A 24,780-nucleotide genomic window follows, 5' to 3' on the forward strand; every position below is an offset into this window, starting at 1 on the left:
TTTTTGCGGGCTTTTTTCTTGCCTTATATTTAATATGCCGAAAAAATATCCCAACATATATAATATGCAGAAAAAATAAAACAAAGAACAAAAAAAAGGAGCGAAAATTATTTTCGCTCCAAAAAATTTGGCTTAATCAGATTTTCGTATATGTATCAGCTACATTACCCGGGATTTCTTTGGCGTCGAACTCTTCTCTCGCAGAGTTAACCCAGGTTCCGGTCAGACCGTGAACCGTACCGTAGAATGCAAAATTTTCTCCAAGAGTTAAAGTTTTCAGGCTTCGCAGGTTAGAAAATGTCCAGTTCATATTTGTTACTTTTGATGTATCAAAATTCGATAAATCAAGCGAGGTTAAAGCATAACACATATTAAACATATTACAGACATTAGTTACATTTGGCGTTTTGAATGATGACATGTCTATTGATTTGAGAAGGCTGCATCCATAGAATATCTGCTCCATATTTATCACGTTTTCTGTTGAAAAAGACGATAAGTCTACTGAAACCAGGCTGGAACATGAGGAAAACATATACTGCATCATTTTTGCCTTTGCTGTATTGAATTTAGACACATCTATAGTCGCAACTTTAGAACATCCGCAGAACATATGATTGAATGATGTTGATTTTGATGTGTTAAATTTGGACACGTCCAGTTCAGTCACGCTCTTACATTGATAGAACATTTCTCCAAATGTTGATGCATTTGATGTATCAAAATTTGAAACATCTATAATTGCAAGGCTTTTGCATCCAGAAAACATTCCAATAAATGTTGTCACATTTCCGGTAGAAAATCCAGAGACATCTGCAACCTGAAGATTACTGCAGCCATAAAACATATAACCCATTCCTTTTACTTTTGATGTCTTGAAACTTCTTAAATCCAGATTTTTTAATTTAGTGCATGAATTAAACATATCATTCATATTTACCACGTTTTGAGTATTGAATTTTGATACATCTATTTCTTCCAGATTTCTACAGTCCCAGAACATTGAGTTCATATACACAACTTTTGCTGTATTAAATGAGGAGATATTTAAGGTCGTTAAATTTCCGCACCCTTTAAACATTGAACTCATATTTTCAGTGTTTGATGTATTAAATGATGACAAATCAAGATTTGCAATGCTGCTACAGCTTTTAAACATGTTTCCCATCTCTTCCACTTTTGATGTATCAATATTATCAAACTCTATTGAATTTAAATTTGATTTGTTTCCAAACATAACTTCGCAATCTGAATTAAACTGAATCGGGATTCCTTCAATCTGAGTGGATACCTTCATTATATTACCTTCAGTCCATGCCACTACTCCACCATCATTATCTTCATCAACATTTATAATTTCAGCTTCATCAGGCATTTCCTCATCAGTAAATATTACAGATGTCATATTGTCAGGTATTGCATTATTGAATTCTGTTCCAGTTTTTGTAACAAATGTGACAGCTCTCGCATACAGATTAATATCTCCATCAAGCTGCAAATCTGGTATTCCCGTACTTGATACATTGACTTTATTGATGCATTCCGGTTCAGTATACCAGAAGGCATATGCTTCCCCTGGAACTTTGTATTGTCCGCCAATGATATTCATACTGCTATTGAACAGCATCTCGTTTTCAGTGCTGCCATCAGCAAACGTCATCCCATTTCCGTGAAATATAACAGTATATCCGCTGACATTTTTTCTCGGCTTTTTCGTACTTATCTCTATATTTGGAATGTTTCGGTCTTCTTCCTTTTTTCCGTCTTTCCAGCGCTTAACAAAAGTTATCGTACCTTCTTTTTTCGCATCCCTGAAATTGTAAATAAGGCTATCTTCTGTTGTTTCGCTGCTGGCATACACATCATCTGAGATTCCTGCATAACATATTGCTGATGCAATCGGAATCATAAAAAAAGCCGCTTTTCGTATTATATTTGATAATTTTTTTTGCATTTTTCTCTCCTTTTTTCAAAAAAAGAACAGGCAAAAACCGGCACTCTCGCACCGGTTCTTACACTCATCTTTTTTCTTCAGAATGTATTTCAATTTCAACCTTGATATCCTCTGGAGAGATTGTTTTTTTTGTTTCTTTTGGGGCTTCCTTTGTTTTTTCGCCTGATGCAGGCGTTCCTTCCTGCATCAGATATCCGGTAATATATTCCATATTGCTTGACAGAATAAATTTACTGTCATCACTGTCTGGAATATCAAATTCATTTTTAATCTCCTGCATTTCATCAGTATCTCTCACAAAGATGAGGTCTGCTTTCTGCGGATTTTTTGTGAATTCACCGGTTGCCATGACATTTGCTTCAACTAGACGGCTTAAAGACATGGTTTTGGAACCAGCTGCTCGCCCTACCTGATTCAGCATACCGCTAAGACTTCTGGAAGCCACGTTTTCCTGAGCTTTTTCATTCATCCAGAGGATTTCACGGTTTTTGATATCAATGATATACATTGATGCCTGAGTCGCATTCGTATCCAGAATAAATCTGTTTACGACTGTTGCAGGTTCAAAGGTCTCACCCATATCATCATCTGTTCTCTTCATGACCCCGAAACATGTATGTGGCTGCTCTGAAAATTTCTGTCCAGTATAACTGTTTACCTGTGGAATAGCATATGCAATTCCTCTTGCTTTCAGCTTTTCAATATCCATGTCAATGAATTCGGCACGGCCATCTCCATTACATGGGCCACCATCCTGCACGTCACCGGAATAAATGAAACCTTCACAGGAATATTCTCCATTCCAGCCGCAGAAATCAACGATATTCATGTTTTTATCGCAGAAAGCTACAGTCAGGTCAATATCGACACGGTGTCCAGAATAGGAATTGTCACATTTCTGGCCTTCTGCAAGATTTGTCCAGCTGGTAAAGAACCTCATCTTGTTCCAATCTTCTGCAATCGGCATCTTGGAGCCGGAGGTCATGCCTCCCACCGCTCCTGAATTATCACGAATATCTGTCGGGATTTTTACGGTAGCGATTGCATCACTCATAAACACTTTACCCATCGGCTTTTTGCCGACAAATTTTTCCGACATTCCTTTCATCGCGATATTAACGGCCTCTTCAATCTGTTCTGCTGTAAAGCCTTTTCGGTTTTTATTAACGCTTCTTACCACTTTTCCGGTCTTTCCCTTAAAGAAGCGTTCTTCTTCGTCATGGTCTCTCATCTCAATATTACCGATTGCTCCGGTTACAGTTGCAATCCCGGCTTTTGCTGAAACTCTTTTCATTGCGTCAAGAACAACCTGCTCCTTACCCTGCTCAATACCCATACGATACAGCTTGTCAAAGCGACGCATGAACTCACCTGGCATTTTCGCAGATTCCTTTACTGCGAGTTCAACATTCCCGGCTTTAACGGCCTCTTCCAGTCTTCTCGCCGGACGGTCAATCTTCATTCCGCTCTGGATGATGATAATTGCCTGCTTTACATTATCGTATTTTGCAGCCTTCCATGCTGGGTCTGAGATATGAAGACGCTTAAACAGTCGGCTCCATTCTTCGTCATGTCCATGCATGAAGTTAGAAAGTTTTTCTCCACTTCCTCTGTCCATTTCCGCCAGGTTATCCATCACAAAACGCCTTCCTGTTCTTCCAAGCGCAAAATCAGGCATATCCTCTTTTGTATCTTTAAGCGCAATTGCTCCATATGGGTCACGTGCTGCACCAATTCTCTGCAGTGATTTAAACGCCGCATACCTCAGCAGGTCTGCCGGCTGTTTCATAAACTTAGCGGTATGCAGTGAATTTTCGGAAAGTTCCTCCACCATCATTGCACAGGCAACAGCATTCTCGCGGTTCTTTGTTGCAGCATTATCAATCAGGGCATTAATTTTTCCCGGATTCTCTTTTACATACTCCATGATAAACTCACGCTGTTCTTTTGAGTATGCGATTACTGATTTCACTGCCATTTCAAAAGTAGCGTCAAGGTCTTCTCGGCTTCCAGTCATAAGAACTCTTCTCATAGGCTGCCCGATGAATGGATAGGACTTCTTTTCTTTCATATATTCTTTTGGCTCCAGCTGCAGTCCGGATAAACCATAAATAACCTGGTCGATAAAGTATTCCGCATGACTTCTTTCCATACATCCTTCAGGAAAATCCGGATAAAACGGCTTCGGCTGTTTACCTGTTCCGATTACTTCTGACAGCATGGCAAAATTGTCTTCATAAAAATCCTTGATATCCTCAGCATCTGCTTTTGCAAGTGCGCGCAGCTGTTCTGTTGTAAGAGGAAATCCAATGGAAATGAAATTTGCAGCAACAGTTGCTGCGAGGCTCAGGTTATCATTATCTTTCTGCTCCGGAAGGATTACTTTACCCTGCATTTCATAATATTTTTTCATAATTGTTTTATTCATATTTTTTTCTCCTTTTTGTTTTAGATGTATGTTTTGAGCCGCAAAAAAAAGCAGCCAGGAACGGCTGCGTCACGGAAACACCAGAAATATCAGAAACATCTGAAATACTTAGGGATTTCAGGAAGATTGACTTTCTTTTCTGCGAGATGTTTTTTCTTCGTATATCGAAGGCCGAGCCGCAACGTCATTTTGTTCTTGACTTGGAATGCCAGACCGGCATCTCAAGTTTCTGTATATTTAATATGCTGAAAAAAATTACAATGGATTGTTTTTTACGTATTTTTTTTATTATTTTTTTCGAATTAGAAAGCCGCCTGCAGTACGCAGACGGCTGAAGTTTTTGTGTGTTAGGTTTTTCTCACTGTGAGAAAAAGTTCTTGCGGCAATGATACCGCGAGCTATGCTCGCGTGTGCCAAGCCTCGTAAAGGCTGACAAGCGACGACGAAGTCGGAGTGTAGTACCTCGTAGAGGCTGACAAGCGAAGCCGTAAGGCTGAGTGCAGAGCGCGGTCGGGATTTCCGGCTCCCCGTACACTTTAGCAACTGATTACTTACAGCAATCCACCTCCGACGGCAAGCATGGGCGTCGGTTTCCCCGTCCATCGATGATTTCTTACCGCAGTGTTTTTCTCACCGCAGCGCTTTTCTCACGGTGAGAAAAGTACTGCACACTCCGTGTTGAGAAAGTACTTTCTCAGCATTCGAATTCTTTTCTCAGCATATCCAATTCTTCAAGCAGTTCCTCCTTTGTTTTTCTCCTTTTTGGGGACTCTCTTTTCTTTCCGCTGAACATTGTTATGTCTTTGTTTCTCTTTATCTTTTCATAATTTCTTCTTTCTTTTGCTTCCCACTGATGCCTATAGCGGTTCCCGGAGTTATCTTTCCATCCAGTAGAGTGATATCCGCCAAATTCTTCATCCGGCCAGATGCTTTTAAAAGATTTATCCTTTACCTTCACAAATCTTCTATATTCTTCTTCAGCCTCCATGGCGTACGCAGCGCGAGCACGCTGAATATATCTTGCGTCATCTCGCCATGGGTAGCATTTGTGCTGGTTCCGGCCCTGTCTTTCTTTGTGTCTTTTTTCTGCCTGCATTTTATAATAATGTCGAATGTCTGTTTTTATCTCAGACTGCCTAATATATTCAGCATTGACTTTATCGCGAAGATTTCTAACGTCATAGTTTGGCTGCTCTGATGTATCTAACCAAAAAAGATAGTTATTGATTTTCCATTCATCATTAATGCTTTTGTAATGAAGACGTGAAATAGGATAGTGGTACATGGTATACATTATTTCATCGTACGTCGAATCGTAAAGGTCTTTTCTCATGAGACCATTTAACGCCTGGTCGTCCATATATTTATTATTATATCTGCCTGCTATAGGCTCCCCCTCAAAATTACATACTGGACGATTGTACCTTGCAAGAAAGCATACCAGCTCCCTTTCTGTGTCAAATATCTTTTCGTCCTTGACTATATACCTCTTTCCCTCAACATCGTATCCAAGCACTGTTGACAAATGAATTTTCGGAGGATTTATTTTATACATATTTTTTCTCCTTTCTTTTCTATTTAGATGTAAATAATATGCTGATTTTTTAGAAACAAAAAAACGAGCGACAAAAAAAATCGCTCGTATACATCTTGTTTTGACAAAATGTTTCACGTGAAACATTTTTAGACATTATTTTTTTCTCACGGTGAGAAAATATCACCTTCCAATCTCATCATGCGCAGGCATCGGCATTGAATGTGATAAAGGTTTTGAAAGGTTTTGACCTCCTCCTTTGTCCTTATCCTGTCCAAAATCAAATTGTTTTCTTGTGATGTCATCTGCTGTATTAATCAGCCTCTCTGCTTTATTTAAAATCTCGCCAGGCATTCTGAATGCTTTGCTTGTATACCTTTTTGCCAGAAGAGCAAAGTGAATTCCTTTTTCAAGGTCCTGGCCGCCATACATATTCCTGCCATTTGTTCCAACGATAGACTGTGCAGTCTGTCCCAGTTCATTCACTGACATAGCCATTCCAACAGCAGCGTCTCCGGCTCGCGATATTGCTTCCGATGTCTGCCCGTGTACTTTTCTTCTTCCAAGAAAGCCTTTTTTAACGACATCCCAGCTCATCCCATTTTCCTTGAGTTCTTTTTTAGCCTCCTGCCTGAGCGCGTACCTGTATTTTGAGGCTTGTCGGTCTTTTTTTATTGCAGGCCCTATTGCTCCAATATTTTTTGCTAGTGTTGCGGCCCTTCTAAAAAAATTTCCGGGGCTGTTTCCTACACTTTCCATATGCATATAAGAGCGCCTGAACTCTTCTAAATCCATATATTTTTTCCTCCTTTCTTTTCTTTCTATTTTTACACGCCATATTTTCTCACGGTGAGAAAACATGCAATATGGCTCCGCGAGTTGTGCTCGCGTGTACCCATCACATAGAGGCTGGGCACAGTATAACTTTTTGCCGCTGACAAATGAAGCCGTAAAGCTGAATGCAGGTCGCGGACGGGGATGCAAATCTGCATTCGAAGTTAAAGTCGGAACATTTGGCCTACGGACGACTTCTTGTCAGCCGCATCCTCTCTTTGTCAGTTTGTACCAATCTTAACTTTCTCACGGTGAGAAAATCGGTGAGAAAATTACTATATGCATCTTTTTTTTTCGATGCACCTTTTTTTGCCAAACTGTTTTTCTCACCGTGAGAAAAATTCCCCGTTTGCTATACAAGAGCAGCTTTCACTGAAAACATATGTATTTCAGGTAGCAGAAGAATCCGATTAGCACGCCTGTTTTTCTTTCCTTCTAACCAAATCAACTTTTCCACCTTTTGAAACAATACATTTTTCAATGTTGTCTTCTGATGGGATATTGAACATTGCTTCTTTCAGAATCCTTTCCAGGATACCCCTTAAACCTCTTGCACCTGTTTTCTTTTTGATTGTCTCTTTGGCAATTTCTTTTAATGCTTCTGGTGTGAACTCTAATTCTACACCATCATACTTAAAGATTTCCTTATACTGGTTAACGATACAATCTTTTGGTTCAGTAAGGATTTTCATCATTGCCTCTTCATCCAGTTCATCAAGTGAGACGACAACCGGAACCCTTCCGATAAATTCTGGAATGAAGCCATACTGCACAAGGTCTTCCGTTGTAACAAGCTTTAACGCTTCCCCGATTTCTTTTTCTTTTTCTTTCTCTACGTTTGAACCGAACCCGATAGCAGTATTTTTTGTCGCTGTCCTTTTATTGACGATTTCTTCCATACCTGGGAAGGCTCCTCCGCAAATAAATAAAATATTCTCTGTATTTACCGGAATACATCTTTCATTCGGATTCTTTCTTCCGCCTGACTGTGCAACGTTTGCAATAGTGCCTTCAATCAGCTTCAGCAGTGCCTGCTGGACACCTTCTCCAGACGGGTCTTTCGTAAGGCTTGCCCCGACATTGGATTTCGCAATCTTATCAACCTCGTCAAGAAAAATGATTCCATGCTCGGCCTTATTAACATCTCCATCTGCAGCCTGAATCAATTTGAGAACTACATTCTCAACGTCATCACCCACGTAACCTGCCTCGGTGAGAGAGGTACAGTCAGCGATTGCAAATGGCACATCAAGCATTTTGGCGATGGTCTGGGCTAATAATGTTTTTCCACTTCCAGTTGGACCCATAAGAAGAATGTTGCTCTTGTTAATCTTTACATCGGAATCAATATCCATTCGTTTATAATGATTATACACAGCAATTGACATCGCAATTTTTGCGTCATCCTGACCAATGATGTATTTATCAAGCTCATGTTTCATCTCTCTTGGGGTCATCCTTCTGCCTTTCTTATTTGCAGAAATGTTTTCAATGTTTTTATATGTTTTACCGTATAAAATCTTAACGCATTCTTCACAGATAAGGCATCCATTAAGAGAAGAGCGATAAGCGCGTTTTGGTTTTATAATTTCTTCTCCGCAAAAGTTACATACCGGTTTATTATTTGACTGCATAGTTTTTACCTCCATTGTTTTCTACTTTTACTATGCAGATTTTTTGATTTACTGAAAAAATTTGCGGAAATATTTTTTCTCACCGATTTTCTCACGGTGAGAAAAACAATCTCATAAGCATTACCTTCCTCGGTCTACTTCCTCAATCACACTTTTTACCTTCACAATCTTTGGTTTTGATTTTTCTGGATAAAGCCTCGGTGACTCCCCGCTCTGGTTAGAAGTAGTTTCTGCTCCGGAATTCTCATCCATGCCGGAAACATCTTCTGCTTCTTTTTCTTCATCCTCTTCCAGCTCCAGACCAAAATCTTCCTCCTCATATTCTTTATCCGGCTCAACGCCTGAAGCAGTAGCAGTGTCCCCTGCCTTCTTCTGACGGTACGCGGCAAGCCTTTCTGCTGCCTGTCGTCTCTGTTCTTCAGTCATAACTCTTTTTTTCTTCTTCATAGAAAGCAATTCTCTTGGTGCTTCATATATTTTTGATACTACTTTTCCATTTACTTTTCCTACCTCGATTACTTTCCATGCTTCAGATTCTGCTACATATTTATCAAGCCTTCGCATAATATGATATTCAGTTGTAAATATCTGCATTTTTTTTGAATTTCCTGACATACAGATATGAGTTTCTCTTTCATCTTTATTTCTTTCTATAGCCATATTTTTTTCTCCTTTAAAAAAAATAAGTATTCAGTCATCTACAATATGCTGAATACTCACCTTTTTTTGTTGTTTTTTTCTTTTTCTCACGGTGAGAAATTTATCGACGGGTGAAAAACTGCGGTCGCCTTCGATAACTTCCCGACTTTGCCGGAGTCGTTACCAAGCCTCGTAGAGGCTGACAAGCAAAGCCGTAAGGCTGAGTACAGAGAATAAATATGATACCTCCCCGGCTTTGCCGGCGTCGGTACCAGAGCACGCTTGATAACTCGCCTGCCTCGCAGGACTCGTTGCCTAACTTCGAACAGGGATTCAAACCCGCGTGCGAAGTTAAAGTTAAAACCGGAACATTTGACCCGCGGACGACTTTTCGTCGGCCGGGGACTTCCCGTTCTCCGTTAATCTCAATCCGGCAAAGGCTTCAGCTTTATCGTGAATCTGAATAAAATTGATATTTTTTAATGCTTTTTTATTGATTTTCTTTATTTTTTATCATATAATTTATTTAATCAAAATATTAAACTATAAAATACATTTTACAGAATAGGAGAATAGTTGTGAGAAAAGGAATAGTCTTATCATCTATTTTTGAAAAGGGTGGAACAGGGAAATCAACTATCACATACAATCTCGCTTATTATTTAAGCCAAAAATATAAAGTACTTGTCATTGACCTCGACGGACAGTCTGCTGACATTACATACTTCATGCTCGGAGAAGATAAGCTGAAATCCAGAGACAGTATGAAAACAATAAAATCCGTTTTTGAAAATTCAATGACTCTTGACAATGTAATTCTCACAGTCAAAGATAATCTTGATTTAATTCCAGCCAACACATATGTAACAGACTTATCACCGGCATACAAGACATCTGTTTTTAAAAATATCATACGGCGGCTTAAAGAAGAATATGATTTTATATTTATAGATGTCTCACCGAGCCCGAATCATGGTCACGTATTATGCCTGAGTGTAACAGACTACCTTATTCCAATTACCGTACTTGATGCTGCTTGTATAACTGCATTAATGTCTCTCGATGAGAGCGTATATGAGGTACAGGATGCATCAAATCCGAAACTGAAATATTTGGGCATCGTAGTCAATAAATATGATAATAGAACAAACATCTCAAAAACTGTACTAAACCAATTAAATAGGCTCACCAAGGAACTTGGGACTTCTATTTTTAAAACAAAAATTCATCAGAATGTAAGCCTTAGCGAGCAAACTCTTTTTCATCAAAGTATTTTTGAATACTTAACACGCAACAAGGCTGCCGCAAAAGCAGCAAAAGAATATGCCTCTCTTGCGGAAGAAATTTTATCACGTATATCCCAAATAGAAGGAGATGAGCTTAATGTCTAAAGATTTATTCGCCAATATGGATGAACCGTCGTTCACAAGGAGAAAGTTTCCTCAGCTGGAAGAGGAGAAGAGGGAAGCAGAACTCATTGAACAGGCAAAGGAAAATAATAACTTAATCACTCTGCCTATTACACAGCTTGTCATGGACCCCGACAATGAATCTATTTTTGGTAAAATAGAGCTTGGTTCAATCGTCAACTTTTCTTCTGAAATTGAGCATAATGGGTTCAAAGGTGCCATCATGGCTTATCCAATAGATACAGATGATGGAAAAAAATATCAGATTGAATCCGGACATCGTCGTTTTCTTGCTGCGAAAGAGGCCGGGTTGGAAGAATTACCTGTTATTGTAACAGAACCTCCGTTATCTGACACCGAAAGAAAAATCCGCTTAATTGATATGAATATGCAGAACCGTGACCTAAAACCCTCAGTTTTAGCAAATGTTGCTTCTGTGCTGCTGGATAATATCACAGCAGAAGAAGAGAAGGATGGCGTGCCTGCAAAAAAAGATTTAGTTTATGGACTTGTTGCCAGAAAAATGAATACTTCTCCGAAGACGATATACAGATATCAATCCTTGAACAAATTGATTCCCAAACTCAAAGAATTTGCAGACGAAGGGGTGTCCTGGACAGCTTTAACACAGGCAGCGAAATTGCCGGAAGACAAGCAAGAATTAATAGCACTGGCCATATCAAACGAATTAGTAGAAAATCAAGCCGAAAATATAACAAGACCTTGGATTATTTCTTTAATCGCAAGGACATCTGGACAAACCGACGAGCCAAAGTCAAAGACTATAGTAAGAAGCAGGAGCGGTGCAAAGATTATTTCCAAATGTGCAAAGGATTTTGACTATATCTTCAGCGGAAATGCTACATTCAAGGATTCTGAAAAGAAGCAGGCGTTCGACGATTTAGTGGAATTGCGTGATAAACTCAATAAAAAGATATCAGAACTTGGTAACGAGATATTCTAATTTTTTTCATATTTACTCACGGTGAGAAAACAAAAAAAAAGAAGAGAAGAGGAGCATGTATCCTTTTCTCTTCTTTTTTTACGCTTGGTCCCTATTTAATAAAGCCCTTTCATACTCATCAAAATCATAATCTCGCTGATGAAAATTATTAAATTTATTTTGTTTTTTACCATTTTCTTTTTTAACCGGCAAATCGTAATTTTCTTTGATAGCCTTAATCATAAATCCGACTAAATTATCAATAGCATTAGTAGAAGAGGAGGCTACCATATATGCCTTTTCAATTTTTTGAATATCATATTCCGCAGCTTTGCATATGACACCTATGTCATCATACGACAATTCTTCTTTTATAAGTGTTTTAACTTTAAAGAAAAGTTCAAATTGTTCCTCCTGGCTTAACTGCGATTTACTCTTCTTAGTTGCTTCTGTTTTTTTCTCTTCTTCATTTTCTTTATTTCCGAGTTCCACAAAAAAAGTAATCGCGTAAACTTTTCCACCATGACCAGCCTTTTTAGGTTCATACGAAACAAATGTTCCGTTGTCCACTCTATTGATTTCTTTCACGGCAACCTCTATGACTTTCCTTCGGAACTCATACCAATCAGAAAAGCTTTTTTCCGTTGCCTTTTCTACAGCTTTATCATAATCAGGAGTAGGAGAGCCAGCCAACACTTTCTGCACCGCGCTAGTCTCTGCATTTACGACGCCTAACGACAGCTTTAATTCAGACAATCCAATTTCTATTTTATAATGTCCTTTTGTCGCCTCTTTTTTAGTATATTTTGCTACACCAGGTTTTTTCATATTATAACACTCTGACAGTAATATCTCATGTAGACGTAGTGCATAAACACTATTATATGCCAGTATAACAGGGAGGTCCAAAACCGTAAAAGGAGCCTCTTGTGTTAAATATTTTTTTAGCTCATAATTAAATTTGACTGTAAAGGTTCCTTTTTCATACTGGGCCATTGAAATTAATGATATGTATTTGAATGTTTTTATATCATCATTTACAAAACCAATCGTCCTAGATGTCATAGCCGCTGCTGCTTTATTTAATTGTGTATAAAAACTTCCTCCAGATACTCTCAATAATTCTCTGAGTTCTGCAGCCTTTATCGAACAAACCAATCCGCCAGTCTCGCCTTCATCATTATATTGCCGCTTCTGTAGTTTTGAGAGAACAATATTTAACAATTTTTGTTCCATTAATGAGGCCTTGTACTTACTATCTATTAATGTATTTGATTTTGAAAACAGGTCTCCATGGCATTCATATAATACATCAGTATTTTCTTCTTTTTTTCTCAATTTGTCACACTCCAATTTAGACTGGATTTTCTCCAAAATGAACGGTAAACTAATAGGTATTATATCAGCGCAGGCAAAAAAAAGCAACCAAAACTCCAAAATGAACGGTAAAGACTCTTACCGTCCAAATATGGAGTGTACATTTTACTCTTTGGGCGACTCCACATTTAGACGTAAAAAAAACTCCATATTCAAACGGAAGTAATTTACTATCCCGTTCAAATATGGAGTAAATTTTGTATTTGATATTTTTTTTGACCGTCCAAATATGGAGTTTATAGATTAGATTTCTCTGAAAATTAACATATAACCATATACGCTCCATATTTAGACGGGATAGACAAGCTTAATCATGTCGGCATATTTATTTTACTTCTTCAAAATATTAAATTACCGCTTTGTAAACGTAATCCATGGGATTTTTCATGAATAAACGATACGTAAAGTGTACTATTTTTTGCTTCTTTATTCTTGATATAAAAATTCTTGATATAAAAAGCTCCATATTTGAACGGTTTTAGATTTTTTACTTCCGTACAAAAAAGGAGTCCATCTATTATTTGTTATAAAAAATGCTCCATATTTGGACGGAATATTTTTTCAACTCCATTTTTAGACGGTTAAGCAATTGAATTTTTCTCCACATATGGCCGGGATACAATGACAAAAAGCTCTTATTTTGGACGGAAGTTACAAAATATCTATAAAAATACGGTTTTTGCGCCAGATTTATCCGCTAATTCCTCCAAAAAACTACCTTTTCATATCAGAAAAACAACTCCATTTTTAGACGGTTGTCGCTCCTTTATCATTTCGTAAGTTTATCCACATAAATACGTAAGTTCATCCGTAAACCTACGCTAAAAAGTCCTAGAAGCCTTGCAAATAGTGGCATTTGTAGCATATAATAAATAAATGAAACTTATGTTGTTATTATATATAATAAAACAACCTCCATTTTTCAAAGTTCAAAAGAGTAGAAGAGTAGTGTCATACAAAAAACATATGACAAAAAGAGGGTATGCCTTTGTTGATAACTCACGCTTTGCGTTCGTGATAACTCCCCGGCTTTGCCGGAGTCGTTACCAGAATAAATATAACCAGCACGAAGTGCGGCAAGCGAAGCCGTAAGGCTGAGTGTAGTGCACGAACGGGGATTCAAACCCACATGCGAAGTTAAAACCGGAACATTTGGCCCGCGGACGACTCTTTGTTCATGGGAGGGTTGTTACAAACAGCCCTTCCATGACGGCAAGCCTGGCCGGGAACTTTCCGTTCTCCGTTAAAACTATCGAGTTAAGTAATTATACTCGATACTTATCAAAAATACCACCTATGATTTTCTTAACTCAACAATCAGTGGCGGTATTTTTTACGAGAAATGGACGCTCTGGGACTCGAACCCAGGACCGACCGGTTATGAGCCGGTTGCTCTAACCAACTGAGCTAAGCGTCCATATAATTAATGCTATATTTAATTTAATTTTAAATCCACTAATCCGGCTCATACCTTCCGGTTACTCGCCAAATCTGTGACTCTGTCACATCTTTTTCTTCGCACGCCTTCGGCGTTGAGCCGGTTGCTCTAACCAACTGAGCTAAGTATGGTAACGGTGACTTTATGCAATGCCATAGGCTTTAAGCCATGTGCAAGATTGTTTTTATCTTGTTACATATATAGTATGCTGAATAAATATTGTTTTTGACGAAAAAAGAAAAAATATTTTATTTTTTTTGGTAACTCGGGCTTAGCGGGGCCCGTTACAGAACTCCGAACGTGGATTCTGGCTCACGTGCAAAGCTGAAAAGGATTGCTATAAGCGGTCAGACCCCGAACAGTCTGGTTGTCCATCGGTTCGGAGGTTGCTTGACGTGTGCGGGGAGTCAGAAACTCCGTCAACGCCTGGTGGCGGTGAACTTATGTTCAACGAATCATTACCGTCATTTTTCGGTTCCTCATTCAGCCACTGTATACAATCATCAAGAGCATCGTCGTAATTATTGAAGACACCTCCAGAAGGGGAATTGTAAACGGCATCATATGTTTCTATAGGATTTTCCCAATCATAGTCTACGTCGAACTCGTAGGACTCATGCACCAACAACGGGGCCAGTTCCTCAACAGACATTTGCCGAATGCGGTCAAGATTTCGAATATGTTTCTTCCGTTCCAATTTTATTTTTCCTCCTTTTTTTTGCTTTTCGTTACGCTGCTTGACATGGTAATAGTAATAAACAGTTGCAGATGTATACTTTCCAAAGAAAAAATCATTTTTTATATTGTTTTTAAGCAAAAAACCATAACTTTGTCATAGCGTTATCAATAGCATTATCATTTATTTATGGAAACTATATTTAGAAGCAGTGGTTTCTACATCTATACGACAAACCCAGATTTTTCAAATAGATGTATAGAAAAGGCCTGAAAATCACATATTTTTGTAATTTTTTAGCCTTTTCTTACAAGCAAGCAGTCGCCGTATCTTGCGACAAGAAATCACCATTCTAGTTCTGAGAAATCTTTAATATATCTTTCTTCCCTGCCAAAGTCTTGTCTCATTTGGTCCACATACGCATTGTATTGCGCAACCATTTGTGACTTTATTGTCTGTACTTTATCCAATAATTCCTGATTATCTGGATTATTTGTTTCAATTCCTTTTAATACATTGATGATATCATTCCCGAACGCATATTCGTCGCATGCTTCAAGCAATTCTGACCAACAGCCTTGTTTTGCCTCAGGCAATCTTTCTTTATATGCAATATACAAAAAATCATCTTTGAATGTGTGGTTATGGAATGGGCCCGGTTCATATATCATATCCACGACACCTGCTGTCTCCATATATCCGTTCTTTTTGTAGTTAGAAATGCGTACATAACTTTTAGGCAAGTCTTCCGGCTTTATTTTTGTTTTCCGCCCGCTTTTCCATCCGGAGTATAAATAGCCTCCAGGAATCTCAAAGTGCATATACACAGATTTATCATGCCGTAGCCGCATTTCCTTTTCTTTTAAAAACTCCTTTGCACTTTTAAGATTTCCGTTTGGCATTGTTCCTCTCACAGAAAACCTTATCCCGGGAAAATCTTCATTTTTATCTTTTGCGGATTCGGAAAACATTTGAAAAGCAAATCTGTCTTTTAATTCAGCGACAGTTTCTTTTGTGATTTCCCCGTATACTGTACATGGGATAAGCCTGTCTGCAGGGGCTTTTCTAACAGGCACCAGTGAATCGTAACTACAATTATAGAATTTGCTTGCAAATCTTCTTTTTGCCATGTTGAGCTCTCCTCCTGCATCCTGCGTTATTTTTCGTTGTTCGTTGTTTCTGTTGTTTCATCTTGGATATCGAAACTTGAATAGTTTTCTTTCAGATAACCTGCCAATGTACTGATTAAGATGACTGTCATTACAAGCGCAAGCATCACTTTAAAAAATTGTTCCATTTGTGAGTTCAAAATTATCGCCTCCTTATTGTCGTATGACCGGCTGTGCCGGCCTCTTCACATACAATATGCCGATTTTCTGCAAAAAAGGAAACGATGCTTTATCGTATCGGTTCTTCTCACCGTGAGAAGAACCGCATATAAAGATTACGCTGCGACCATCATTTTAGCCTCTACTACATCCGTTTTAAGAATACTTTTAATTGGGACCAGATATCCGGAAGCACCCTCTCCCATCTTTCTCCATGTCACCCTAAGTGATTTCGCCTTATCCTGGTCTGCCTCCATTTCAGCAATAAACGCTCTGAATTTTTTCGGGTCCAGTACAAATGCTTCACCTGTATGGTCTAACAGGTAAATGATGTGGTCTGCCTTTGTTCTTGCAAAGCATCCCGGGTTTCTGTGTGAGAATTTCTCATAAGCCAGATTTCCTGTCCTGTGTGCCATAGTATCGGTTTTGATTTCAGCAGTGGACACATGGCCATCTGCATAAACGATTTCAAAATCAATATCATCATCGATTCCACGTCTTGTATTGCTAATATCTCTGACGTCTACAACACTTTTATATTTTCTCAGATGTCTGGCAATACGCTCTTCGCCCCTTTTTCCATAATCCAAATCACGTACAAAACTTCTTCCCTGTGTTTCCCATAATGTCCTTTTTTCTGCTTTCTTTGTCATAATACTTACAACTCCTTTTCGGTTCTTTTTTTTGTTGTAAGTAATATGTTTAAAAACAAGGCGGGCGTGATTTTTTTGCGAGTTATTATTCTACGGATTTCCTATAGGCATGTTTTTTCTCACGGTGAGAAAACGTCTATGAGAAATCTATATTTCTGGCTGTGTTTCCGTTCGCCAGCCTTTCCACTTTTTTCTTTTTATCTATATTTTTCATATTTCTTTTGACGATTTAATTCACAAACAACGAAAGGGGAATATTTTATGGAAATCTTAAAAGAACTGTTAAAGGAAAATGAAGCGATTTATGAGGTCACATGCTGTGCGAGCAAATCAACGTATATCATCGGACCTGTTGTTGAAGATATCAACCGAGATATTGATTTGTCCGGATGTATTGAAGAGACATTGCACAGAATGCTTGAAAACGGATGCCTGGATTCCGATATCTTCTGTGTACTGAGCGCAACAAAGGAAGATACAAAACAGGAGCAGCATGAAAGTGACTATTACATTGACCTTGGATATGTAATCTGCGACTTTTATCCGACTGGTATCGTTGCAACTGGAATCTGTTACGAGCAGCCGATGGTTGCTTATACAGTACATTATTGGGATACTGTATTATGCAAGAATTTTACAGTTAAGGAAGATGCGACAGATGAAGAATTACTGCAGGCAATGGGTGACAAATTTGGATTCAATACAGAAGAATATATTGTCAATGATGTTCGCGATGATGGCACCTTGCTTGGAGTGCAGGACGTACTTGATGATACGCTCTTGTTCGTTTTGAAGCGAAAATTCGAGGCAATATCCAAAGACATCGCAGCATAAAAGCAATAAGCAGCGGGAACGATAATCTTTCCGCTGCTTTTTTTTGTCTTTTCTTCTAGAACGCTATATGTTATTGTATCCTTTTTTCAGGTGCTCTTTTGCGATAGCCAAAATGTCTTGTGGTGCGTTTCTTCCCTCTGCGTTATAGTATCTCTTAACCTGCCCCGGCCTGGCAATCAGTTTTGTTACCATCTTTCCGGTTCTCTGATTATGTACAACGATGATTCCGGTGTCTGTCACAGAATGGATTTCCGGCCCGTTTGGATGTTCTCTATCTACGACGAAACTATCCACAACATTTCCTTCGCCGATTACATCTGAAATCATGGATTCTCTCGTATATCTGTTTTCTTTGTAGTGTTCGCTGACTATACATACCGCCTCCTGTACTGCTGCTTGTTTCCTGTGTCAGAGACAATATGCTGAAAAATGCAGTGCATTTTGCGACGACAAAACAAAACGCCGGCAAGTTACTGCCGGCGTTTCTCGTTCTCACTCCTCTCTTTTTCTGGCTATCTTGTTTCTTTTGCGCTTTTTAAAACGGCTCATCTACCACCAGCAGACCATATCCTTTTTCTTTTCGTTTATATAGAATGCTCAGCGTGTCATCACGGTCAGAGTCACGGAATACATAAAAGTCATGGTCTGTATACTCCATCTCTACACAAGCCTCTTCTCTGGACATTACCTCTGCAGCAATCATCTTCTCGCGGTCAATCATCTTAACCATCTGCGCAGCGTCATATGTAGATGTGCATGCATCAGCTACCTCTGTAGCATCAGCCTCGCGGATGGTCTTACTGCCGGCTCTTTTTCTTCCTTTTTCCTTCATTTTTTTTACTCTCTCTGCTGCAATATCAACAGCATCATTCATTGCTTTATATAAGTCATCATCCGTAACTTCTGCCCTTACTACATTTCCATTGAACTTAACGGTGACTTCTGCCCTTTTTGCATTGATTTTTCCTTTTTTTGCAGACACCAGAACCGCGGCAGAAGCATCGTCTCCAACCAGGCGCTCAATCTTTTTGATTTTTTCTTCTGCTGCGTCTTTAATCCCTTCTGTTAATGTAAAATTCTTTCCTGAAATTGTAAGTCTCATAAACGAGTCCTCCTTCGTATTTGTTTTTGTATATGTAGTATGCCGAAAAAACACGAATGGTTAATTTTTTTGCGAAAAAAACTAAAAAAAGAACAAGCACAAAAATGTACTTGTTCTTTTCTGTATAATTAGCAAAACCGCAGCTGTCCGCTTTCTTCGGTTGTGACTGGAGTCTCAGCCTTTATCAGCAACACAGCCGCATCGGCTTTCTTTGGCACAACGGTTTCAATGTTCTCTACTACCGGGACCATCTTTTTAGCCAATGCCATCAAGCGGAAATATTCAGCAGTTTCACCCTCTTCCTTTTCGCTTGAAGCGTAGTTTCTGATAGCCGTTGACAACATTTCAAAAGAAACAAAACGGTATCTACTTATCGGGTTTCTATTTGACACATTTTCAAGAACATAGGGATTATCACCAGCATCAGGACGGTATGAAACGAATTCATAAACAATCCCATTGAGCCGGCATCCAACTCTGTATCCTTCTTCGTTAAGACCCATATCCTTTAATACGGTCAGCATGTCTGTATTTGCAACCTTCTTTGATTCGTTCAGGGTTGCAATACGTGCACGGATATCTCTTCTGGCCTCATTCACTGCTGCAGAAGACCTGATATCCTCTATACCGAGCATTTCTGCTTTATCTGCAAGCTCGTGAATCTCCTGGAGTGCTTCGCGAATCATCATGTTAACGCCGTCTTCAAATGGAACAGAAAACATATATCCTTTGAGGTCAGAGAACTCCGTCATTCCATTCTTGAGGCTTTTAAGGACATAATAAAAGCCCAGTTCATCCATAGCGCCCATCTCGTAAAAATCTGCCGGAAGTCCGTACGCCGGGCATACCTCCGCAAACATAGTCTTGTCTGTATCCTCAACGAATACCGGTCTTACTCTCTTCTTTGTTGTAAACATTTTACCCATAATAAGGCTCCTTTCTTTGTATCAAAAATTTTATACAAGTTTAATATGCAAAACGCACGGAGTCTTAAAAAAAGCAGCCGCACAACAGCCAGACAGTTTCTCATTGTTTTCCCATTGCTGCCTGCATGCTACGCCACTCTATTCCTACACCCAGCCTATTGCCAGTATTTGTGCTAGAGACAAACCAATATGGAGTGTATAAGTATTTTGTAATGGCTCAAATCTTCACATCTTTACTTGCTTTTCAAGCAAGTAAATCTGAAAGATTTAGAGCGTCGCTGAATAGGCTTACGCCTATTCGCTCCCAGTTTTTCATGCTGCGACATGTGCGTAATTCTACGGTGCTTTATTGGTTATTGGCTAACGCTCAGTAGTCAGTCGTATACACTAGGTATCTGGCATTTGTTTCGGTGAACTGGCGTTCACCTACACCAGACGCTGTGGCAGTCGTTAAGTTGCCGGGTTTTGTGTTCCACAACGTTTAACATACGAAAAAAGTAACACTTTGTCGATAAATTTGAGCTTGCGCCATATGACCCCGGCAATAGGAGTGAGCTGAGCGGGTTGACATAGTTTCTCCTATGAAGGAATATGAAGAAAAAATAACTACAAAAAGAGTTATTTTTCCAGAAAAACTATGCCAATCCACACTCAGCCCACTCCAAAAAGTAATGACACCCGTATAATGAGTCGTTCGCCTCGCATATCATGACGGCTTTGAATAGTCGCTGTTATTAGCAGCGCATGCCTTATTGCAGTGAGTCTTGCGACTCTCTGCGGATGTGGTCATATAAGTCACCTTATATTTTTCGCCGCCCCTCACATCCTTCACTTTCGTTCATTAAGCATGTTCAGGATACTTAACTTATGAAGAAGACATTCTTTTCTTCTCTGTTCTTCCGCATAGGTTAAGCATCCTCGGCATTCGCAGCAATTGCGTGCGAGCCCCCGCGTCCTACGTTTAACCCTATATTTATTTCTGAATATACGTGTTTTTCAACATCTAGACATTGCAACGTGTCCTTAGGCTTATTGAGGTCCTGAAACGCGCCTTAACCCCTTTGGTGCCCCAGCTGATTCAAAGCCTTATCTGCTGGTCCCCGCCGACTTCTTGCCGCTCGGCCGTTCACTTAACGTTGTTTTAGTAATTGTTGATGATATCTCCTTTTTAACTGATAAATTGTTATCCAGGAAGATATTGGTATTCTTTTGTTGCTATTTTTTCTTTCTTTTTTTGGCAACAAAAAAACACCCGTCAAACGCTGCGTCTGCAGCACCCGTGGAATCCACGGCAATCCCTGCTGTATTACTACAGCAGCATCTCGTTTCTCATCACGCTCCGGTTCGTCCGTTTGCGCCCTGTACTGATAACAGGTGATGCCTCATGATTTTATTTTTTATTTAAAATCCCATAAAACCGCCGGTCTTATATGACCAGGTTGCAACGGAATCATGGTCTTCGTTAACGAGTTTCTTTTGCATCATTTTTTCGGTGCAATTCCAATATGCTAAATAAAATAAAAAAAAGTGCGAAAAATAAAAATATTTTTTTCGAAAAATAAACACTGAAAAATATTCTATATAAAAAATAAAAAAGACGGCTTTTTGAGCCGTCTAAGCATGTTTTTTCTTATTTTGCAAAGGAAAAGATTAACGCGATGATTCCAACTATCAAAAGAATCATCAGCGCTGCCGTAATTAGCCCACTTGCTGCCAGAAGAATCATAGCGACCGGAAAAAAGATAAAAGAAAGGATTAATTTTCCGACACTCCATGCCAGCTTAATTGCAAGCCAGAAAAAATCTACGACAACAGCAAACATTAAAATAATAAAAATTGTACTTAACATATTGATTACCTCCCCTGTTTAGAAAAAAATAAAAGGGGATTATCTTATATCCCCTCTGAAAAAATCAAATTTTTTCAAGTGTTAGTCTAAGTGTCTTTCCGCTTAATTTAACACTCATCTCAACATGGCCATCCGCAACATACATAAGTGTTCCATCAACAATTTTGCTAGAACTATACCCAAGCAGTTCGTCATGCATTTCATAAGATGCGATGCCAAGGTCCGAATCTGTCTCTAATGTGATGTCTTTGAGCTCAAGCTCGTTTCCATCCGGTCTCTGAACATTAACGTCCATTTTATTACCCATGATAGATACGAACACATTTTCAACATAATCGGCCTCTACTGTAAAACGATTGCTGGTGATATCAATGACCTTCCACATACCATCAAAAGACACTTCTTCTGAATAGTCATCGTTTTTCTCCCTTGAGAACACCTCATCGTTTCCATCCGGCCCTGCTTTATGCAGGGTTTCTGTCACGTTGTTATAATCCATTGTGACTACATCCTTATCTAATGCTTCCAGGAAGCTTACAGATAAGTTGTCTGCATACCATTTGCCCTGTGTAAATACAACATCTCCAGGCTTAGCATCGTCTGTAAAACGAATGTAATAATCGCCATCATCTTTTAACTCAACAACGGCTTCTCTTTCATTCCATGTTCCATACCATGTTCCGACAACGCTATTGGATACATATGACTCCATAGCGGTTTCTTCCGGTGTTGGGTCTTTTGCAAAAGTCTGAACTGGAGACAGTGCAACAACAGAAGCAGCGATAACAACAGTGACCATTTTTTTTGTGATTTTTTTCATTTTTTTTCTTCCTTTCATGTTTGAAAAATTATTTTATCGATAACAATATGTAGGATTTATTGAACCATAAAAAAAAGAAGTAGATACATATCAAGTATCTTCTTCTTTTTTTTTGGTTCTTTTTGATAACTCGCCGTTCCGGTTCGTAACCAGACTTCGAACGGGGATTCTGACCCACGTGCGAAGTTAAAACCGGAATATTTGACCCGCGGACGACTTTTCGTCGGCCGGGGACTTCCCGTTCTCTGTTAATTTGTATGTGCTGCGGCTCCAGCCGTACCAGGCTTGATATCTTTTGTTTTTGCCGTGCTGGTGTCATCAGAATCGATATAGTTGTCTGTATCTGGTTCAGAACCTGAATCGGCGTTTTTCTTACTCTTCTGTTCGGATGCGGCTGCCATCTTCTTTGCTTTTTTTAGTTCTTTTTCCGTGCTTTTTTTCATATTTAACTGCATTTCATAATCATCAGTCCTTAAAGTACATATAATAGTCTTGTCATTAAGGGAAACCATATCCAGGATAAATGGCTTATCGTTATTTTCTATTGCACAGGTTAGCGTTCCGTTCTCAAAAGAACCGTCCAGTTCGTCAGCCTGGATTGGATTGTTCGATGAAGTATTGTCAATATAAATATCAACTTTTTTATTTTTAATGTTTAAAAAAGCACTTGCAATTCCAAATGTAGATGGTTCAGCGGAAAGTTTTCCAATACTTACAGAGTCTGCTTCCCAAACTCCGTTAAAATCGGATTCCTCAGCATTTTTATTTGGCGTTTTATCAGATTCTGAGGATTCTGAGGAAGAGGCATCTTCGTCTTTTGTTAGCTTCATTTTTGCCCCCTTAACCTTCGTGATGAGGCTGTCCCCATTAAATATATATGTCGTTTCACTGTTGTCCCCTTTATCTGTGATGACGTTGTCTCCATCTATTATCCATGTTCCGGTCTCTTCATTTCGTCCCTCAAAGTCTATACAATATGCGCCTCCGTCCTTTAGGTTCAGCACAACTGACATTCCGAAAATCTTTCCATACCATGTGCCTACTGGTGTGCCTTTCTTTTTTGGAGTTTCTGTCTGTGCAGGCGCCTGAGGCTCTGCCTTTGCCGAAACAGCCGGAGCGACAACTCCGGCGACCATGCTTGCAACCATGCTGGCTGCTACAATAGCCATTATCCACTTCTGAACAGCTCTTTTTCTATTCTTTTTGGTGGCTCTTTGATTCACTTCGGTCTTTTTGTCCATTAATTCTCCTCCTCTCCTCCAGCGACTTCCCTCGCGTAAAATTCGTTGACATATTTCGTATATTCATTCATAATCCTGCGTTCTTCATCGGTCGGAGCCGGCTTTTTTCTATCTGCCGGATAGAAAAACTCTGATGCTCCATCTGAACGGATAACATAAAATGCCTTGCTGGAAAGCGGTGTCACGACAATTGTATCGGCGTAAAACTGCTTGTCGACCATTTCAATAAGGACATTTTCTATATCATCAATGTTTTTAATTTTGGCAACAGTTTCAATGACCTCACCAAGAAAAACGGAATTTAAGCGATATGTCCCATCTTCATATGATACGGACAGTCCCTCATACTGCATTGATGGAATTAAGATGATTGTATCCGGGTCATAAAGTTCTATATCAGTAAAACGCGATGTGCGCTTGTAAAGGTCAATGATTGGTTTATTTCCTGCCAGTAGGTTTTCAAACTGCTTGTTTGTCATCGGGCCAAGTCCGTCAATGCATACAGAAAGAACCCGGCTCAATTCTTTGTCATTTCCGGTTAGGATGCTTTCCTGTTTTGCAGTAATCCCGGAAATATCCTCTACGTTTACAGGAATCCATTTTGAAAATTCAAAATCATACTGAAAATATTTTGAACTTGTAAGCGCCACCTCATCAACAGAGTCATATTTAAATAGCGTAATCTGTACATTGTCTGGATATTCAATCTCATCAGACATTTCGTCCAAATCTTCGTCGATATCTAAATCGTCATAATCATCTTCATCATCCAGGTCGAAGATATCTTCGGCCTCATCTTCGTAGCGCGATACGATAGCCAGGATGTACGTATAGGTTTCATCTCTTCCAGACAGCGTAACGCCACGAAGCCGCAGTTTGTTATTTACAATGCTATCTTTGAAAGCGTCCGCATTATGCACAGAAAAGGTTATATGTCCAAGACCTGCCTTGGCAATTGCGTTTTTAGCCGCATCTTTCACCATATCACGTGTTTCCTGGCAGAACTTTCTGTAAGTGTTAAAGGTATTTTCCATATCATCAAAGAAAGATAGATTCAAGCCACCGTTATCCTTCTCATTATTGTTGTTTCTTCCTTTCTGCATTTCGGTCATATCAATAGTTTCAATATTATTTTCATTCATATTAGTTTCCTCGTCTTTC

At 39.2% G+C, this 24,780-nt stretch carries 21 protein-coding genes and 1 tRNA gene; 3 read left to right on the top strand and 19 right to left on the bottom strand.

Annotated elements, in window-relative coordinates; genetic code table 11:
- Positions 1-136 precede the first annotated feature (136 nt).
- The 6 genes from DMI82_RS11565 to DMI82_RS11595 all read right to left on the bottom strand — a co-directional run bounded on the left by DMI82_RS11565 (position 137) and on the right by DMI82_RS11595 (position 9,044).
- Entirely contained in the window at positions 137-1,954 is a 1,818-nt protein-coding gene (locus tag DMI82_RS11565; protein ID WP_110103378.1) for a BspA family leucine-rich repeat surface protein, read from the bottom strand.
- A 64-nt stretch (positions 1,955-2,018) separates the two neighbouring features.
- Positions 2,019-4,382, bottom strand: a complete 2,364-nt coding sequence (locus DMI82_RS11570) for a hypothetical protein (RefSeq protein ID WP_110103379.1) — start codon at positions 4,380-4,382, stop codon at positions 2,019-2,021.
- Between the two features lie 694 nt (positions 4,383-5,076).
- Positions 5,077-5,937, bottom strand: a complete 861-nt coding sequence (locus DMI82_RS11580; RefSeq protein ID WP_110103381.1) for a hypothetical protein — start codon at positions 5,935-5,937, stop codon at positions 5,077-5,079.
- 162 nt (positions 5,938-6,099) lie between these two features.
- Positions 6,100-6,711 carry a hypothetical protein gene (locus tag DMI82_RS11585; RefSeq protein ID WP_146207152.1) on the bottom strand — a complete coding sequence of 204 codons (612 nt, stop codon included), beginning with the start codon at positions 6,709-6,711 and terminating at the stop codon, positions 6,100-6,102.
- A 449-nt stretch (positions 6,712-7,160) separates the two neighbouring features.
- Entirely contained in the window at positions 7,161-8,384 is a 1,224-nt protein-coding gene (clpX, locus tag DMI82_RS11590; protein WP_110103383.1) for an ATP-dependent Clp protease ATP-binding subunit ClpX, read from the bottom strand.
- Positions 8,385-8,504: 120 nt separating this feature from the next.
- Positions 8,505-9,044, bottom strand: a complete 540-nt coding sequence (locus DMI82_RS11595; RefSeq protein WP_110103384.1) for a hypothetical protein — start codon at positions 9,042-9,044, stop codon at positions 8,505-8,507.
- A 557-nt stretch (positions 9,045-9,601) separates the two neighbouring features.
- On the opposite strand from DMI82_RS11595, the gene DMI82_RS11600 reads away from it, so the two are divergent.
- Positions 9,602-10,414, top strand: coding sequence for a ParA family protein (locus DMI82_RS11600; RefSeq protein WP_158526457.1), 813 nt, complete (start codon positions 9,602-9,604; stop codon positions 10,412-10,414).
- Positions 10,407-11,396 carry a ParB/RepB/Spo0J family partition protein gene (locus DMI82_RS11605; RefSeq protein WP_158526458.1) on the top strand — a complete coding sequence of 330 codons (990 nt, stop codon included), beginning with the start codon at positions 10,407-10,409 and terminating at the stop codon, positions 11,394-11,396. Before DMI82_RS11600 ends, DMI82_RS11605 begins: the two co-directional genes overlap by 8 nt.
- 78 nt (positions 11,397-11,474) lie before the next feature.
- Here the strand turns inward: DMI82_RS11605 and DMI82_RS11610 are convergent, their stop codons facing one another.
- The 6 genes from DMI82_RS11610 to DMI82_RS11630 all read right to left on the bottom strand — a co-directional run bounded on the left by DMI82_RS11610 (position 11,475) and on the right by DMI82_RS11630 (position 16,847).
- Positions 11,475-12,713, bottom strand: a complete 1,239-nt coding sequence (locus DMI82_RS11610) for a replication initiation protein (protein WP_158526459.1) — start codon at positions 12,711-12,713, stop codon at positions 11,475-11,477.
- A 1,382-nt stretch (positions 12,714-14,095) separates the two neighbouring features.
- Positions 14,096-14,169: transfer RNA gene (locus DMI82_RS11615), tRNA-Ile, on the bottom strand.
- Between the two features lie 358 nt (positions 14,170-14,527).
- On the bottom strand, positions 14,528-15,007 hold the full coding sequence (locus DMI82_RS11620) for a hypothetical protein (protein ID WP_146207153.1): 480 nt from the start codon (positions 15,005-15,007) through the stop codon (positions 14,528-14,530).
- A 203-nt stretch (positions 15,008-15,210) separates the two neighbouring features.
- The gene (locus DMI82_RS11625) at positions 15,211-15,996 is read right to left on the bottom strand and encodes a hypothetical protein (protein WP_110103389.1); all 786 of its coding nucleotides are present in this window, start codon (positions 15,994-15,996) and stop codon (positions 15,211-15,213) included.
- A gap of 26 nt (positions 15,997-16,022) precedes the next feature.
- Positions 16,023-16,175 (bottom strand): hypothetical protein, encoded by a 153-nt coding sequence (locus DMI82_RS19790; protein ID WP_158526460.1) that lies wholly within the window; start codon positions 16,173-16,175, stop codon positions 16,023-16,025.
- Between the two features lie 135 nt (positions 16,176-16,310).
- Entirely contained in the window at positions 16,311-16,847 is a 537-nt protein-coding gene (locus DMI82_RS11630; protein ID WP_110103390.1) for a hypothetical protein, read from the bottom strand.
- Between the two features lie 261 nt (positions 16,848-17,108).
- On the opposite strand from DMI82_RS11630, the gene DMI82_RS11635 reads away from it, so the two are divergent.
- Complete coding sequence (locus DMI82_RS11635) at positions 17,109-17,681, top strand: hypothetical protein (protein WP_110103391.1); 573 nt, start codon at positions 17,109-17,111, stop codon at positions 17,679-17,681.
- A 63-nt stretch (positions 17,682-17,744) separates the two neighbouring features.
- Here the strand turns inward: DMI82_RS11635 and DMI82_RS11640 are convergent, their stop codons facing one another.
- The 7 genes from DMI82_RS11640 to DMI82_RS11670 all read right to left on the bottom strand — a co-directional run bounded on the left by DMI82_RS11640 (position 17,745) and on the right by DMI82_RS11670 (position 24,761).
- The gene (locus tag DMI82_RS11640; RefSeq protein ID WP_110103392.1) at positions 17,745-18,008 is read right to left on the bottom strand and encodes a hypothetical protein; all 264 of its coding nucleotides are present in this window, start codon (positions 18,006-18,008) and stop codon (positions 17,745-17,747) included.
- A 208-nt stretch (positions 18,009-18,216) separates the two neighbouring features.
- The gene (gene hpf, locus DMI82_RS11645) at positions 18,217-18,783 is read right to left on the bottom strand and encodes a ribosome hibernation-promoting factor, HPF/YfiA family (protein ID WP_110103393.1); all 567 of its coding nucleotides are present in this window, start codon (positions 18,781-18,783) and stop codon (positions 18,217-18,219) included.
- Between the two features lie 128 nt (positions 18,784-18,911).
- Complete coding sequence (locus DMI82_RS11650; RefSeq protein ID WP_110103394.1) at positions 18,912-19,709, bottom strand: hypothetical protein; 798 nt, start codon at positions 19,707-19,709, stop codon at positions 18,912-18,914.
- A gap of 1,630 nt (positions 19,710-21,339) precedes the next feature.
- A complete protein-coding gene (locus DMI82_RS11655) occupies positions 21,340-21,558 on the bottom strand; it encodes a hypothetical protein (protein WP_110103395.1) in 219 nt (72 codons plus the stop codon).
- Positions 21,559-21,622: 64 nt separating this feature from the next.
- A complete protein-coding gene (locus DMI82_RS11660; protein WP_110103396.1) occupies positions 21,623-22,378 on the bottom strand; it encodes a hypothetical protein in 756 nt (251 codons plus the stop codon).
- A gap of 248 nt (positions 22,379-22,626) precedes the next feature.
- Entirely contained in the window at positions 22,627-23,619 is a 993-nt protein-coding gene (locus tag DMI82_RS11665) for a hypothetical protein (protein WP_110103397.1), read from the bottom strand.
- Positions 23,619-24,761 (bottom strand): hypothetical protein, encoded by a 1,143-nt coding sequence (locus DMI82_RS11670; RefSeq protein ID WP_110103398.1) that lies wholly within the window; start codon positions 24,759-24,761, stop codon positions 23,619-23,621. Before DMI82_RS11670 ends, DMI82_RS11665 begins: the two co-directional genes overlap by 1 nt.
- Positions 24,762-24,780 lie beyond the last annotated feature (19 nt).

This window comes from Blautia sp. BCRC 81119, assembly GCF_003184505.1.
In the GTDB taxonomy this organism is placed as follows: Bacteria; Bacillota; Clostridia; order Lachnospirales; family Lachnospiraceae; genus Blautia_A; species Blautia_A fusiformis.

Excerpts from the sequence above, each read along its gene's own strand:
- hpf (WP_110103393.1), bottom strand. The coding sequence starts at position 18,783 with ATGAGACTTACAATTTCAGGAAAGAATTTTACATTAACAGAAGGGATT.
- DMI82_RS11650 (WP_110103394.1), bottom strand. The coding sequence starts at position 19,709 with ATGGGTAAAATGTTTACAACAAAGAAGAGAGTAAGACCGGTATTCGTT.
- DMI82_RS11660 (WP_110103396.1), bottom strand. The coding sequence starts at position 22,378 with ATGAAAAAAATCACAAAAAAAATGGTCACTGTTGTTATCGCTGCTTCT.
- DMI82_RS11585 (WP_146207152.1), bottom strand. The coding sequence starts at position 6,711 with ATGGATTTAGAAGAGTTCAGGCGCTCTTATATGCATATGGAAAGTGTA.
- DMI82_RS11625 (WP_110103389.1), bottom strand. The coding sequence starts at position 15,996 with ATGGCAAAAAGAAGATTTGCAAGCAAATTCTATAATTGTAGTTACGAT.
- DMI82_RS11640 (WP_110103392.1), bottom strand. The coding sequence starts at position 18,008 with ATGATTTCAGATGTAATCGGCGAAGGAAATGTTGTGGATAGTTTCGTC.
- clpX (WP_110103383.1), bottom strand. The coding sequence starts at position 8,384 with ATGCAGTCAAATAATAAACCGGTATGTAACTTTTGCGGAGAAGAAATT.
- DMI82_RS11580 (WP_110103381.1), bottom strand. The coding sequence starts at position 5,937 with ATGTATAAAATAAATCCTCCGAAAATTCATTTGTCAACAGTGCTTGGA.
- DMI82_RS11665 (WP_110103397.1), bottom strand. The coding sequence starts at position 23,619 with ATGGACAAAAAGACCGAAGTGAATCAAAGAGCCACCAAAAAGAATAGA.
- DMI82_RS11655 (WP_110103395.1), bottom strand. The coding sequence starts at position 21,558 with ATGTTAAGTACAATTTTTATTATTTTAATGTTTGCTGTTGTCGTAGAT.
- DMI82_RS11630 (WP_110103390.1), bottom strand. The coding sequence starts at position 16,847 with ATGACAAAGAAAGCAGAAAAAAGGACATTATGGGAAACACAGGGAAGA.
- DMI82_RS11565 (WP_110103378.1), bottom strand. The coding sequence starts at position 1,954 with ATGCAAAAAAAATTATCAAATATAATACGAAAAGCGGCTTTTTTTATG.
- DMI82_RS11605 (WP_158526458.1), top strand. The coding sequence starts at position 10,407 with ATGTCTAAAGATTTATTCGCCAATATGGATGAACCGTCGTTCACAAGG.
- DMI82_RS11570 (WP_110103379.1), bottom strand. The coding sequence starts at position 4,382 with ATGAATAAAACAATTATGAAAAAATATTATGAAATGCAGGGTAAAGTA.
- DMI82_RS11635 (WP_110103391.1), top strand. The coding sequence starts at position 17,109 with ATGGAAATCTTAAAAGAACTGTTAAAGGAAAATGAAGCGATTTATGAG.
- DMI82_RS11595 (WP_110103384.1), bottom strand. The coding sequence starts at position 9,044 with ATGGCTATAGAAAGAAATAAAGATGAAAGAGAAACTCATATCTGTATG.
- DMI82_RS11670 (WP_110103398.1), bottom strand. The coding sequence starts at position 24,761 with ATGAATGAAAATAATATTGAAACTATTGATATGACCGAAATGCAGAAA.